Raw genomic sequence first — 15,434 nt, forward strand, 5'->3', positions numbered from 1 at the left:
TTGAGAAAAACAGTTTAGGAGAAGCGTTTCTTTTAAAGAGGAGACACCAACGCTGAGCCCAAATAATTCTTTTGTACTTTTTAAATATTTACCCTCTTATTAAGTAATTTTGAGGTCTTGAAAAAAGTGTACAGGAAAGATAACGACAATTGACAGAATGCTTGATACTCAACTTAACCAGCTTGCCCGAACATTAGAAGGAGAACTCCATTATGACAAAGTGATGCGGACACTCTATGCTACCGATGCCTCAGCTTACAGAGAGATGCCGTTAGCCGTTGCTATTCCTAAGAATGAATCAGATTTAAAAAAGTTAATATCCTTTGCTAAAGAGAATAATACGTCCTTAATACCCCGTACTGCCGGCACTTCACTAGCCGGACAGGTAGTAGGGAGCGGCATTGTAGTTGATGTTTCAAGAACATTCACTCAAATATTAGAACTGAACAAGGAAGAAAGCTGGGTGAGAGTGCAGCCGGGCGTAGTGCGCGACGAACTGAATATGTTTCTGAAAACGCATGGTTTATTTTTTGGCCCGGAGACCTCAACCGCCAACAGAGCTATGATTGGGGGAATGGTAGGCAATAACTCCTGTGGCTCCAACTCAGTAGTTTATGGCTCAACCCGTAATCACCTGATGGAGGTAAAAGGGTACCTGAGCGATGGCAGTTATGTAGTGTTTAAGAATTTGAGCTTGGATGAGTTTCAGAGTAAAAGCAATTCGACAGATGAGAGCCTTGAAACAAGAATCTACAGGCACATCAACGAGATATTGAGTAATCAGCAAAATCAGCAGGAAATAAGAAATGAGTTTCCAAAACGAACCATTGAGCGCCGGAACACAGGCTACGCCATTGATGAACTGCTGGAAACGGAAGTGTTTACCCCCGCTTCAGAAGAGTCTTTCAATTTTTGTAAGCTGATAGCAGGATCAGAAGGAACATTGATATTTCTGACTGAAATCAAGCTGCATGTCAATCCATTACCTCCCAGATTCTCCGGATTGGTATGTGTGCACTTCAATTCAATTGATGAGTCGCTTCGTGCCAACCTTATCGCGCTTAAATACAAGCCGTCGGCAGTTGAGTTGATAGACCATTATATTTTAGAGTGCACAAAAGAGAATAAAGAACAACGCCAGAACCGCTTTTTTGTGCAGGGCGACCCGGGTGCTATTCTGGTAGTAGAGCTATCGAGAGATAATATAGAAGAAATTCAGCAACTGGCTGTTGCAATGGAAGCCGAAATGCGGACAGCCGGGCTGGGCTATCATTTCCCGATACTGTTTGGAGAAGATACCAAGAAAATATGGACTTTAAGAAAAGCAGGGTTGGGTTTATTATCGAACCTACCGGGTGATGCAAAGGCCGTGGCTGTTATTGAAGATACAGCAGTAGACGTAAACGACCTGCCCGAGTTTATCATAGACTTTAATAAAATACTGGCACAAAATGGTATGTCGTCAGTGCATTATGCCCACGCAGGTTCGGGGGAGATTCACCTCCGCCCGATTATCAACCTGAAAACGAAAGAAGGACATCAGCAATTCAGATTGATTGCCGAAGAGATTTCAACCCTCGTGAAAAAATACAAAGGATCGCTTTCAGGTGAACATGGCGATGGGCGCTTGAGAGGCGAGTTTATCCGTCAGCAGATAGGCAATAAAAACTACGATTTAATAAAAGAGCTCAAGCAAGTCTGGGATCCTCAGCACATCTTTAATCCCAACAAGATTGTTGATACCCCGCCCATGGATAAGTTCTTGCGCTATGAGGCAGGCCAGCAAACGCCCGAATCTAAGACGGTGTTCAGGTTCAATAACCAGGATATCCTGCAACATGCCGAGCAATGTAATGGCTCAGGCGACTGCCGTAAAACAGAGCTGAGTGGTGGTACCATGTGCCCCAGCTATATGGCTACCCGCAACGAAAAAGATACTACCCGTGCCAGAGCCAATATATTGAGAGAAACCCTGACCCGCTCGGACAAACTGAACCGTTTCGACAGCAAGGAGGTGAAAGAAGTGATGGATTTATGCCTGGTATGCAAAGGGTGCAAATCAGAATGTCCGTCGAACGTGGATGTAGCCAAGTTGAAAATGGAGTTTCTCCAGCATTATCATGACGAACACGGGGTGCCGGTACGCTCGTGGTTGGTGGGCAATTACTCAAAAATGAGTAAGATTGCCTCTTATGTACCCTGGGCCTACAATTTTGTTTTTGATAACGCACCCCTTCGTAAAATAGCTAACAGAGTAGTAGGTTTCCATCCGGAACGCACCATGCCACTTTTGCAGAAAGATACCCTGAAAAGCTGGTACAATAAAAATATAGCCGGAACAACCGATAAAAGCGCTGACAAGAAAGTTTATCTGTTCTGTGACGAGTTTACTAATTTTAATGATGTTGAAATTGGTAAAAAGACCGTGTTTTTGTTGCAAAAACTGGGTTATCAGGTCATCATTCCTGAGCACGCAGATGCGGGCAGGGCGTTTTTGTCGAAAGGCATGCTGAAAGACGCGCAGAAACTGGCCAACCGAAACGTAAGTCTGTTGAAAGACATTATCAATGAAAATACTCCACTGATTGGAATTGAGCCATCAGCTATTTTAACTTTCAGAGATGAATATCCTGATCTGGTAGAGGCAGAGTTGATAGATGCTGCCAGAGAACTGGCTAAAAATGCGCTGATGGTTGATGAGTTTATCGCCCGTGAAATAGACAAAGGGAATATCAGTAAAAATAGCTTCACCGATGAGAAAAAGCTGATTAAACTGCATGGGCACTGCCAACAGAAAGCAGTGGCCTCATTGACGCCTACCAAAAAGATACTGTCGTTCCCGGCTAATTACGAAGTGCATCTGATTCCGTCAGGTTGTTGCGGTATGGCCGGCTCCTTCGGATACGAGCAGGAGCATTACGATATATCGATGAAAATAGGTGAGCTGGTGCTTTTTCCGACTGTAAGAAAACAACCGGAAGAAGTAATTATTGCCGCACCGGGCACGAGTTGCCGACACCAGATTCATGACGGCACAGGCCGAAAAGCCCTGCATCCGGTAGAAATTTTGTGGGAGGCGCTGGTTTGATGAAGTTGTGTTTTCTTTAGAAATCAGCCTGAAAATATGAATTTTCAAAGAAATGCAACACTTTCGTATAGATACAAGACGTTGATTTTCAGTAGGTTGCCTGATAAAAAAAGAATAGTTATTTTGAACTCAAACTTAGAGATGACAGTTTAGTTACGTAAGTTTGACGGTTATTTTGAATACAAAGAGTGAAGAATGAGCAATCGCACGCTGTTAAGTTTAGAGTTAACGACACCCACTGACGACGAAAGACCTGTGTACCTGGCCGGGAATTTTTGTAACTGGTATCCGGATATTACTGCATTTGAAATGCAGAAAACCGGAAAAGGTAAGTATAAATTTAATTTTCCTCCGGAAGAAACACTTCCCGAAAAAATAGAATATAAATATACACGAGGCGGATGGGATTATGTAGAGCTGGATTCCTATGGGAATGCGCCGGCTAATCGTGTTATTGCCAAAAAGCAGGGTAGTGTAAAAGACTTTGTGCCTTTCTGGCGGAAAGCCGGAGCCACGGCCTCTATTACCAAATTAATGCCGGGAGTAGAGTTGCTTGCAGATGATTTCTCTATTCCGCAATTGGGTAAAACCCGTTCTATTCATGTGCTTCTGCCGCATGATTACATGGAGAATCCTGAGAAGAAGTATCCGGTTTTGTATATGCAGGATGCGCAGAACCTTTTCGGAGAGGGCTCAATCCACGGTAATTGGGAAATAGACAAGCGATTATCATTACTGGCCAAGCAAAATAAAGCAGATGTAATTATTGTAGCCATTGACCACGGTGATAAAGACCGCTTTAAGGAATATTCACCCTATACGGTAGAGGCGAAAGGCAAAGGCATGGGTATGAAATATGCCAATTTTATTGTTCGTACTTTAAAGCCCTACATTGATGCCCGTTACCGCACCAAACCAGACGCTGAATTTACCGGTATAGGGGGCAGCTCAATGGGCGGGCTGATTAGCCTGTATGCCGGGCTGATGTATCCTGAAACCATCGGACGCCTGATGGTATTCTCTCCATCTTTGTGGGTGTCAAACAAGATTTATTTCGATATAACCGAATTCTTCAGTCCTGTAAATAGCAAAATATATTTGTATGGTGGGGGCAAGGAAAGCGCGGGGATGATTGCAGGAGTAAAGAAAATAAAGGAAACAATTGAAAGCCAGCATTGGAGCGCTGATAAAGTGGCTGTAAAGATATCCTTGGATTCTAAAGGCGAGCACACCGAAAAACGCTGGGGAGAAGAATTTTCCAAAGCACTTGAATGGCTGTTTTATTAAGGGAAGGTATTTGTACAATTTTCCTTGTTTACTCAGAATGAATTCGGTGGCTTAAAAACAAAGGAACATTTCTGATACAGAAGCCGACTTAAGTCGACGTTACAAATAAATATACCTTTGTTATAATAGTCGGTGAATTGATTCACTGATATTTACAATAAGATTAAGCTGTAACTTCTTTGACCACAACAGCTATATTATTTAATCGGTTTTGTTACGGAATTGAACACTTATGAAAATCAATATATCTTCTCAGCTTAATAGTGCTCAGGCTATTATTTATCCGTTGCTAGACGACGAAAAGCTTTCAGAGAATCTTGCTAAGATTGCGCGTCAGGCAGGGCTTAATGCAGAAACCTTACAGAAGGATTTTAAGGCGGGGTTGAAAGAGATTATCCCGCTTTATACGGCAAAAAAAGAATTAGAGAAGATATATCTGTTAGGGCTTGGTAAAGCGCCCAAACAATCAGACTTCATCAAGGTGTTTCGTTCGCTGTTTTATCAGCAGAAAAGAAAACTGCCGCTTTCAGTGGGTATAGATTTGAAAACCGGCAAGTTGGAAGCTAACGTTGAGTACATAACTAACGGTATTGCACTGGCTGAATACGAAATAGGCGTTTTCAAAACCGATAAAAAAGAAGAGACGGATTTCTTCTCGGCCGATTCGGAGCTGACAATCTGTGTATCTGAAAAAATAGTAGAAAAGGCACAGACACTGGCTAAAACAGGTGAAGAAACCGCGAAAACGCAAATCAGGATTATGACATTGGTAGATGCACCCGCCAATATCAAATATCCGCAGAAAATGGCTGAATATGCCCTGCAGGCCGGTGAGTTGTATGGTTTTGATGTAAAAGTGTTTGATGAAAAAGAATGTGAAGGACTCGGGCTGGGAGCATTGCTGGCAGTAGGAAAAGGCAGTACCGAAAACCCGCCGAGATTCATTGTGCTGGAATATAACCTTTCAGCATTGGCTGATAAACCATTGAAGAAAATCGGTCTGGTAGGCAAAGGGGTAACTTTTGATACAGGCGGGGTTTCTATTAAAGGCTCTGGTAGCATGAGTTACATGAAGTCTGACATGGGTGGAGCTGGAGCAGTGTTGGGCACTATTGAGTTGGCTGCTAAATTGCAACTGCCGGTACATCTGATAGGGGTGATTCCTGTCACCGAAAATTGCGTAGATGGTAACTCACTAAAACCCAGCGATGTAATCAATACCTATTCAGGCAAAACCATTGAAGTAATAGATACCGACGCTGAGGGCCGTATTATTCTGGCAGATGGTTTGTCTTACATTAAAAAAGTATACGAGCCGGAAATTATCATAGATTTAGCTACCTTGACAGGCAACTGTATTTCGGCATTGGGTTATAATGCAGCGGGTTTGCTATCTAATAATGATGTGCTCGCTGAACAATTATTGGCAACCGGGCAATTGAGTGGCGAGAAGTTGTGGCGTTTACCACTGTGGGATGATTACAAAGACATGATGAAGTCTGACATTGCCGATGTGAAAAACCTTTCTTCCCTGCCTATTGCCGGGGCTATTACCGCAGCTAAATTTCTGGAAATATTCATAGACGGCCACAGCAACTGGGCTCATCTCGACATCGCCGGTATGGCTTTCGCAGACTCAGAATACGGTTCTATGAAATCAGCTACTTCATTTGGTGTCCGGTTATTAACAACGTGGTTGAGAGGACTGTAATTTCTGTTTATTCCTATCTTAATTTCTTGTTTTTCACCTTCCTTTTCATCAGATTTTGTTTAAATTTGAACAAAACCTAAACTGAATCTGATGAAAAATATTTACTGGCTTCTTCTCCTTTTTGTTCTCTCCCCGGCAATCGCTCAAAAGAAAAAAACAAAAGCGCCTATTCCGGTCGATACGCTGCAACAGCTGGATATATTCGTTAATAAAATGCTCACAGAATGGACTGTGCCCGGTGCTGCTTTGTGTATAGTAAAAGACGGGAAACTACTGTATGCCAAAGGATATGGTGTTAAAGATGTGAAGACGAAAACACCGGTAACTGCCCAAACACTTTTTGGCATTGCTTCCTGCTCTAAATCCTTTACTTCTGCCTGTTTGTCTATTCTGGCCGATGAAGGAAAACTGGACTGGAATAAGCCTGTAAAAGAGTACATGCCTGATTTTCAACTCAATGATGAATACGCTACACGTACCATCACGGCAAGAGATCTGGTTTCGCACCGGTCAGGCTTGCCCCGGCACGATTATTTGTGGGTATCGGCTCCGCTTAACAGAAAAGAAATGTTCGACCGACTGAAATATCTGCCATTGAACAAACCCATTTACTCCCAATATCAATACAATAACCTGATGTACATGGCTGCCGGGGTACTGATTGAGCGCCTGTCGGGCAAAACATGGGAAGCATTTATGCGTGAGAAAATACTTGATCCTATCGGCATGAAAACTACAGTATTGACCTACCCTGAAATGCTGAAAAGCATAGATTATGCGCTTTCGTATGACGATGAAAAAAATCCTGAGAAAGAAGCCGGCTTTGATAGCAATGTAGACGGCATCGGCCCTGCCGGAGCAGTAAAAGCAAATGTAACCGAAATGGCTAACTGGCTTATGCTGCAACTCAGCAAAGGAAAAGCCGGGGACAAAGTAATAGTATCAGAGAAAAGCCTTAACGAAAACCATACACCCTGGGCTGTTGTGCAACCTGCAGAGGCCAAGTATCCTGAACTCGGCTTTGGCACATACGGTATGGGCTGGACGATCAATACTTATCGTGGGCATCTTCGCCGTCAGCATGGAGGTTCTATTGAAGGCTATCGTTCTTTAATGACAGTTTTCCCGAACGATAACGTGGCCGTTTTCATCACAACCAATACCGGGGCTGTAGGTTATAATTTTGTGAATACAATCACCAATTATATTGTAGATACTTATCTGGAGAAAAATACAATAGACTGGAATAGCCGTTTACGGAAAGATTTCACCGAGGCAAAAGAGAAATCGGCAAAAGCAAAAGTTGATAACGAATCTCAGCGCCAGAAAGACACCAAACCTACCCATAGCGTTAGTAGCTATGCGGGCATTTATGGGCATCCAGCTTATGGTGCGCTTACGTTGAGCCAGGAAGGTGAAACGTTGAAAGCTGATTTCCATACAGAGAAAATAGCCTTGCGTCATTACCATTATGATATTTTTGAAGGCATGGGTGATTGGGAAGGCATTAAATTTAAATTTCTGATGAATGCCAAAGGAGACATAGACCGTGTGTCGCTCGAAATGCCCGCCGCTGCGATGGATATTGAATTGAAAAAGAAATAAATATAACTCCGTTCTTACCCTCCCTACGTGGGTTGCCCCAACGATAGGGAGGGTGCAAAAATAGTGCTCTTCTCTCTTCATTTTTTATAATCTGCTTATATGTAGGCTTTTAAACTGCCTTTTCTGTTAAAATATCTTAATTCAAACCTATCTACGAAAATTTTCGTAATAAAATTTGGAAGTATAAATACTTTTCTGCTACATTTGTTACGAAATAATTCGTAGATGATTTCATCGGTCCGGACCGATGGATATAAAGGAAGGAAAATAGATAATTATGGAAAAGCAAACCAACATTAAACCCACAGAGTCGGAACTGGAAATCCTGCAGATACTCTGGGCTTTAGGCAAAGCAACCGTTCGACAGGTAAACGATGAACTCTCTAAAGTGAAAGAGGTAGGTTATACCACTACGCTCAAACTCATGCAGATTATGTTTGAGAAACAACTGGTAAGCCGTACCGATGAGGGCAGATACCATGTCTACAAAGCAGCGGTAGGCGAAGAACCAACCCAGCACATGCTTCTGGATAAATTCATTGATACGGCTTTTCGTGGTTCGGCTACCCGCATGGTTATGCAGGCTTTGGGTAATCAGCAGGTAAGTAAAGAAGAGCTGGATGAAATCAGAAAACTGATTGATTCTATTGAAAAAGAAAAGTAACCTATTACTAAACGAACAATACAAATACTTAATTAAATTATGAAAAAGCTTTTTGATTTTACTGCGGGTATTCCCGAAAACATCAGTTCAGCATTGGGCTGGACACTCTTTCACTCACTCTGGCAAGGTATTGTCATTGTTGTAGCTTTCAGTATTCTACGCCAGGTTTTCAGAACCTCAAATGCGCGCTACTGGCAGGGCATAGGTGCTTTAAGTTTACAATTCATTAGTGCCATTGCAACCTTTTTTGTGGTTTACGAACCTGCCGCAAATTTGCTTAATGCAGAGGGTAAAAAAAGATTTACGGCATTTTTTATTCAGAATGCCGCCAACAACCTTGACGGCGTGTCGGTTTTTGCACCTGCTGCCCGGTTGTCTTTCATTCAGCAGGCAGAATTATTTGTACGGACAAACCTGGATACCTTCGTTTTATTCTGGTTCATCGGGGCTAATCTGCTTCTGCTACGTTTAATTATAGGTTTTATATATGTTCAACAACTGAAAGTGCAAAGCATCAATCCGGTAAAAGACGAAATACTGGGCATGATGGAAGACCTACAAGCCAAAATGCAGTTGCACATACCTATCCGGTTGTTTGAGTCGGCCAAGGCGGTTGTACCTATGACAATCGGTTGGATAAAACCTATCATACTTCTACCGGCCGGTATTATGTCTGGTCTTACGGTTTCACAACTAGAGGCTGTTCTGGCTCATGAACTGGCGCACATCAAACGTTATGACTACCTGATTAATATCTTTCAGAGTTGTGTTGAAATCCTGTTCTTCTATCATCCGGCAACGTGGTTCATTTCAGCGCAGGTACGTGACGAAAGAGAAAACTGCTGTGATGATTTTGCGGTGAAAATCTGCGGTGACAGGCTGGCTCTTGCTAAAGCGTTGACACAGGTAGCTACTTTTCAGCAACAACCGCGCCTGGCTATGGCATTTGGTGCCAAGAGACAGACATTCATGGATAGGATCAGACGCATTGTGGGTATCAACGATGCCAAACCGATGAGTTACGGAAACTGGGCTGTGTTTGTGGGCATGGTTATGATTATTGCCGCAGGGGTGGCCTATGGACAGGAAAGAATTGCCAAAAAAGACCCGATAGCCAGAAACAACGCTAAATTAGATAGACCCAAAGAAAAATACGACTTCTACTTTTTTGAAAAAGATAAAAAGAATGTAGGTGTGTATAAAAACAAGAACGGTGAAATCGTAAAAATTGTAGAGGGCGGCAAAGTATTGACAGGCAAAGAATTTGATTTCATGAAAGGTTTTGCTTTTGATTTCCTGAAGGCCAAAGATGCAAATTTTGCCATAGTGCCTGGTATTCAGGAATCTGAAATGGACGAAGTAAGAGAACAGTTTTTTGACAATGGAGGATACCCGGCTGATACATCAAGATTGCAACAAGTAGAAAACGAAATGGAATTGCTGAGCAAAGAAATGGAGAAATACAGCAGGGAAATGGAAAAGTACAGCAGGCAAATAGAGGATAAATATAGTAAGCAGATGGAAAAGCATAGCAAAGATATGGAGCAGGTTTCATTTAAAATGCGTGCACCGCAAAGAAAAATTGAGAGTATCTCCATTGAAATGCAGGAGGTAAGCCTGGCCATGAGAAAACTGGAAAACCAGTATCGTGATACCCGGATGCCTGCCGAAGCTGAACAGAAATTGCGGACATTTGAGAAAAAAGAACGTGATCTGGAAAACCAGATGCGTTTAATAGAACAGGAAATGGAAAAAGTAGAGCAGGAAATGGCGCCGATACACCAAAAAATGGAGCGTCTGAATAGCCCAATGGATAGCCTGCATAGACTGATGGAACGTTATAACAGGCCAATGGACAGCCTGAGCCGTTTGATGGATGAGAAAAGCAAGGTAATAGAAAAGCTGGCCAGAGAAGAAGAAGTACGTTTTAAGAAAGAATTTGCTGATTTTACCGAGGCATTATACAAAGACGGCTTGATTAAAGATAAGAAAGATTTTGAAATACGCCTGAAAGGAGAGAAGCTATTGATTAATCTGGAGCCACAGTCTCCTGCGGTGTATGAAAAAGTATGGAACCTGATTAACAAAACGTGGGGAAGCCGTATGAGGGGCCTGAAAGATAAAGATTTCAGAATGGAAGTGAGAGGAGATAATATCAATTTTAGTACTTATGGCAATGGTAATCACATAAATCATCGCTTCGGAGCCATTCCACCTATGCCTCCGGTACCTGCGTTGGCACCTATGCCTCGTGTAGGCAGAATCAGTACTCCTGATGCTTTGCCACCAATGCCACCGGTTCATAGCTCTTATGCGGTAACGCCATTAAGAACACCAATTGCTCCGGCATCACCTTTGAAAAGTATTCCAAGACCCGACCCTACGCCAATGCCCAGACCGCCGGCAGTGCCCAGAAGTTATAATTAATTGCTTTAAATACCGTGTTATCTCAAAAGAGGTAACACGGTATTTAATAGAACCACCCGGTGCAACAGCCTATAAGCTAAAGTTTCATTTATATATATGATAGCGTTAGCTATCAGTTTGTCTACTTATATATTATAACCTATTAAATTCCCCAATAAATTGCTGTTTCTACTGCTATTGATTGATGGCTGAATAGCCTGTTCAGCTACTATTGACTAATGAAATTATGAAAAACGCTAGTTAAAATCTCATAAGAACCGATGAAACCAATAGCCCGATTAATATTCTTATTTTCTCTTATTAGTCATCAATTATTCTCTCAAACGGTTGATAAACAAGCTATTGAAAGTGCAGTTACTAAAATAGCTTCATTTATTAAAGAAAAATATGTTTTTGAAAAGAAGGGGAATGCGATTTCTCAATCATTATTAAAAGAGCTGGAGCAAGGTAAGTTTGCTCAAAACAAAGATTGGCAAAGTCTGGCTACTAATCTTACTACAACCATACAAAATATCAGTAATGATGGACATATGTATGTAAGAAATGAACCAAATACAGTTGAGGAACTCATTGCAGCCGAGAAAAATGTAAAAAAAGAGAACGACACCAGCTATGACCCATTTTTTTATGGAGATGATGCTGTCAAGAAGAATTTCGGGTTCAGAGAGGTAAAGGTCTTAGAACCTAACGTTGGTTATATAAAACTCTCAGAAATAAATATATCTGAAAAAAGCCTGCCTACTTTGTATGCAGCCATGAAATTTGTTAGTAATACTAAAGGCTTAATAGTTGATTTAAGAGATAACGGAGGTGGAGGTAGTGATGTAGGAGCTGTTTTTCCCTCTTATTTTTTGCCTAAGGATGTAGTCTTACTTGAATTTAGAAGCAGAACCAATCAAACATATACTGACAAAACTGTGTCTTGGTTAACAGAAAAGAAATACGATAATCCTCTCTATATTATTGTCAACAAGGGTACGGGGTCTGCGGCAGAGGCTTTTGCCTTTGCTATGCAAAAACAAGGTCGGGCAAAAATTGTAGGTCAGACCTCAGCTGGGGCTGCTCATATGAATAGTTGGTACGTAGTAAATGATAAATTATTTGTTTCTGTTTCTACAGCTGCTCCAACATTACCCAATACGGAGACATCGTGGGAAAGAACAGGAGTAAAGCCAGATTTTGAGATTGAAGCAGGAAAAGAAATAGACTTTATAATTGATTCGCTCAAATAGTTATAAGGGGTTCAACCCGTGTTTACCCCTTATACTAAATTGATGCTCATCCGTTTAAAAATTGCATACTGGCAGCCGGATACCGGTCACCCACAGCAATGTTCTTTGGGGCAATGGCATCAATTTCTGTCAGGTCTTCTGCCGTCAGTTGAATTTCGGCAGCAGCTATGTTTTCTTCCAGATATTTAATGCGTCTGGTACCCGGAATCGGGAAAATATCGTCTCCCTGAGCCATTACCCATGCCAAAGCCAGTTGAGACGCCGTACAGCCTTTTTGTGCAGCCAGTTGTTTAATTTTATCAACCAATAACAGATTCCGGTTGAAATTCTCTCCCTGAAACCGTGGCGAAAATCTGCGGAAATCGTCCGGTGCCAGGTCTTCAAAGCTTTTTATCTCCCCGGTAAGGAATCCCCTTCCCAATGGGCTGTAAGGCACAAAACCAATACCCAGTTCACGGCAGGTAGAAATAATCTCATCTTCTGGCTCGCGTGACCACAAGGAGTATTCTGTTTGTAAAGCGGTAATAGGATGTACATCATATGCTCGTCTGAGCGTGGCAGGAGCGGCCTCTGATAAACCAATGTAACGCACCTTGCCTTCTTTCACTAAATCGGCCATAGCGCCTACTGTTTCTTCAATAGGCACGTTTGGATCTACCCTGTGCAGATAATATAGGTCTATGGTATCAATGCCCAATCGTTGTAGACTGTCTTCACACGCTTTTTTACAATATTCCGGTGAGCCGTTGAACCCTCTTACGGTTGGATCGGTTGCGCTTCTCACAATGCCAAACTTCGTGGCTAGTACCACTTCGTTGCGCCTTTCTTTTAAAATTCTGCTCAGTAATATTTCATTTTTAAATGGTCCGTAGATGTCTGCAGTGTCTAGTAGATTTATGCCTGAATCAATAGCCCGGTTGATGGTTCCTAAAGATTCTGTATCGTCACTACTACCATAAAACTCTGACATGCCCATGCAGCCCAGGCCCATTTGCGAGACCACCAGTCCCTGATTCCCAAGTTTGCTTTGTTTCATAAGTGATTTTTTGAAGTGTAAGATAATAGTAATTAATAGTAGAAATAGCCTCAATATAAACAAGCTTATATATAATTGAACAGCATGTAATAAAGTTTGGTTTATGTGGAGATTGGCATTAAAGAAATTTAATTTTTCCATTTTGGCGAATTGAAAATTCGCCCCACAAAAGAAAAATGCCGCTTCTGTTACGAAACGGCATTTTTTATGAGTAGGTCAGATAACAGGCAGCATTACAGCTTTCTGATCCAGATATTTTTGAATTGAGTTTTGTTACCGTGATCTTGTAAGTGAATCACGTCATCACCATGAGCTTCAGGATACGAATGTAAGCCTATATACAGGGTTAGGCCCAGTATGGTAGTATTATTCTGAACTACTACTCCATTATGCAATACGGTAATACGGGCAGGATAATCTAAGCGGCCATCGGCTTTGAAACGAGGCGCTGTGTAGATTACATCATAAGTATTCCATTCTAATGGGCTACGGGTTACGTTTACCAAAGGTCCCTGGTCTTTATAAATACTTCCGGCTTGTCCGTTGCGGTAGGTACGGTTCTGGTATGAGTCCAATATCTGTAGTTCGTAGCGATCCTGGAAGAAAACTCCACTATTGCCGCGTCCCTGGCTTACGCCTTTTACTTCATCCGGCGCGCTCCATTCAATGTGCAACTGACAATCTCCGAACTTCATTTTAGTTTTGATGTCACCTGTGCCCGGAGCAACTTCCATTATACCATTTACAATATTCCACTTAGGAGCACTGCCGTCTTTGGCGCTTACCCATTGTGATAAATCTTTTCCGTCAAAAAGTACAATAGCATCAGAAGGAGCATCTGAATTATTTTTTCCTGGAGTTACCACTACTACTTCCGGATTCCAGATTTCTGTCATATCCGGTTTCATGGGTGCTGGCGAAACTTCCGGTACTGTAGATTTGGTTTGAGCATTAGCATTACAGTTTACCAAGACTGCAACGGCAAAAGAAGCGGCTAAAATCTGTATTTTTTTCATCTTGAGTGAATAAGGTTGAATGTTTTATATCTATCCTTAACCGGCATAGATTTATTTGCAAGCTACAAGTTTTTTAAAAAAAATGTGTCAAAAATAACAGAAAATTTATCGGATTCATTCGCTCAAAAAAGCTTTTTATAGGATTGAAATGTCAGGTAATGCGTGCCAGAAACTTAAAAAATAAAAGCGTACGTGTACGAAAACGGAATGAAAATGTACGGAATCGGACAAATTTCTGTTTCTGATATTTTTTTTTGGCATGGTTGTAGTGATATAAATCATTGATTATAAGGAATTTAGATATATTTTAACAAATTTTAAAGTTTTTTGGCACGAGTTTGTCATATATATAAATTGTACGGATGAGGGGAAAGGCAAGAAAATGAGTTTTTACAAAATATTATTTCGTTTGTAACCTTTTTTTAAAAGTAAAGTATACACAGATAGAATATAATTTTGTAAAGTACCCGAATCGAACCAATGACCCCCGCGCTTTAGCCGTTCATAAATTGAGGTTGACCGTTTATAAATTACGCGTTAGTTAAATAGAAAATACCTCATAAGTTTGAATCGTTAAAGCAACAACGAAAACAGAAAAACGAAGATTAACAGAATATTAAGTTTTAAATAGAATTTAAGGTTTCTCAAAATATTGTTTGGTTTGTCTCGTTGAAAAAGTAAATAAATTAAAATTAACAAAATAAAATTTCGAAGAACATGAATTGCGAGGCTATCAAATCTAATTACCGTTTATCCTTTTAAAATAACCATTCGAGTAGTTTGTATAGCATAGTACCAAGTAAAACATATATCTTTGATTCATCAAAACAAAAACAAAGCCGGTTGAGGCAAAAGCAGAAGACAAAATAAAATGAAGATTGGTAACATAAAATCAAGCATTCATCACAAAAGTCAAACTGAAAATAAAAGCCCGACTAACTTTAAATCATCAAAACAATTAAATAAAATTTTAAAAAATAAAATTATGAAAAAGCTAACATCAACTATCGCCATCGCTTTATTAGCAACTACATTAGCATTCAACGCAAATGCTGACGACAAAAAAATTGAATACAAAAGCAGTAACCTTAACGTAGGAATGTACGAAGCCGGTTACACTAATTCAATGAAACTGAACATGAATCTTACTAAAGATAAGGGAGTTCCTGCTACTATCAAATTGATGGATGCTGACGGAAGCCTGCTACATGAAGAGGTTCTTGGTAAAAAAGTTACTGCCTACAAATTGTGTTACGATATGAGTAACGTAAAACCAGGCAAGTATTATGTAGAGGTAAAAAATGGTGACCGTATCATCACTAAAGAAATATTGAAAGGTACTCAATCTTTAAGTTACTAAGCAGTTAA

10 protein-coding genes are annotated in these 15,434 nt (G+C 41.0%); 8 read left to right on the forward strand and 2 right to left on the reverse strand.

Features of this window, described 5'->3' with window-relative positions; genetic code table 11:
- Positions 1-157: 157 nt before the first annotated feature.
- The 7 genes from AC1RRY_RS00605 to AC1RRY_RS00635 all read left to right on the forward strand — a co-directional run bounded on the left by AC1RRY_RS00605 (position 158) and on the right by AC1RRY_RS00635 (position 12,014).
- Positions 158-3,088 (forward strand): FAD-binding and (Fe-S)-binding domain-containing protein, encoded by a 2,931-nt coding sequence (locus AC1RRY_RS00605; protein WP_492819020.1) that lies wholly within the window; start codon positions 158-160, stop codon positions 3,086-3,088.
- Positions 3,089-3,283: 195 nt separating this feature from the next.
- Positions 3,284-4,375 carry an alpha/beta hydrolase gene (locus AC1RRY_RS00610; protein ID WP_492819018.1) on the forward strand — a complete coding sequence of 364 codons (1,092 nt, stop codon included), beginning with the start codon at positions 3,284-3,286 and terminating at the stop codon, positions 4,373-4,375.
- Positions 4,376-4,607: 232 nt separating this feature from the next.
- The gene (locus tag AC1RRY_RS00615; RefSeq protein WP_492819016.1) at positions 4,608-6,086 is read left to right on the forward strand and encodes a leucyl aminopeptidase family protein; all 1,479 of its coding nucleotides are present in this window, start codon (positions 4,608-4,610) and stop codon (positions 6,084-6,086) included.
- A gap of 90 nt (positions 6,087-6,176) precedes the next feature.
- Positions 6,177-7,691: a serine hydrolase gene (locus AC1RRY_RS00620; RefSeq protein ID WP_492819014.1), complete on the forward strand. Its 1,515-nt coding sequence runs from the start codon at positions 6,177-6,179 to the stop codon at positions 7,689-7,691.
- A 277-nt stretch (positions 7,692-7,968) separates the two neighbouring features.
- Positions 7,969-8,355 carry a BlaI/MecI/CopY family transcriptional regulator gene (locus AC1RRY_RS00625; protein ID WP_492819012.1) on the forward strand — a complete coding sequence of 129 codons (387 nt, stop codon included), beginning with the start codon at positions 7,969-7,971 and terminating at the stop codon, positions 8,353-8,355.
- A gap of 39 nt (positions 8,356-8,394) precedes the next feature.
- Complete coding sequence (locus AC1RRY_RS00630) at positions 8,395-10,782, forward strand: M56 family metallopeptidase (protein ID WP_492819010.1); 2,388 nt, start codon at positions 8,395-8,397, stop codon at positions 10,780-10,782.
- Positions 10,783-11,042: 260 nt separating this feature from the next.
- A complete protein-coding gene (locus AC1RRY_RS00635; RefSeq protein ID WP_492819008.1) occupies positions 11,043-12,014 on the forward strand; it encodes a S41 family peptidase in 972 nt (323 codons plus the stop codon).
- Positions 12,015-12,060: 46 nt separating this feature from the next.
- Here the strand turns inward: AC1RRY_RS00635 and AC1RRY_RS00640 are convergent, their stop codons facing one another.
- Both AC1RRY_RS00640 and AC1RRY_RS00645 read right to left on the reverse strand, forming a co-directional pair.
- The gene (locus AC1RRY_RS00640) at positions 12,061-13,050 is read right to left on the reverse strand and encodes an aldo/keto reductase (RefSeq protein WP_492819006.1); all 990 of its coding nucleotides are present in this window, start codon (positions 13,048-13,050) and stop codon (positions 12,061-12,063) included.
- A 233-nt stretch (positions 13,051-13,283) separates the two neighbouring features.
- Positions 13,284-14,066 (reverse strand): 3-keto-disaccharide hydrolase, encoded by a 783-nt coding sequence (locus AC1RRY_RS00645; protein ID WP_492819004.1) that lies wholly within the window; start codon positions 14,064-14,066, stop codon positions 13,284-13,286.
- Between the two features lie 985 nt (positions 14,067-15,051).
- Here AC1RRY_RS00645 and AC1RRY_RS00650 point away from each other — a divergent pair.
- On the forward strand, positions 15,052-15,426 hold the full coding sequence (locus AC1RRY_RS00650) for a T9SS type A sorting domain-containing protein (protein ID WP_492819002.1): 375 nt from the start codon (positions 15,052-15,054) through the stop codon (positions 15,424-15,426).
- Positions 15,427-15,434: the final 8 nt, after the last annotated feature.

Source organism: Emticicia sp. GW821-FHT11C11, assembly GCF_058808615.1.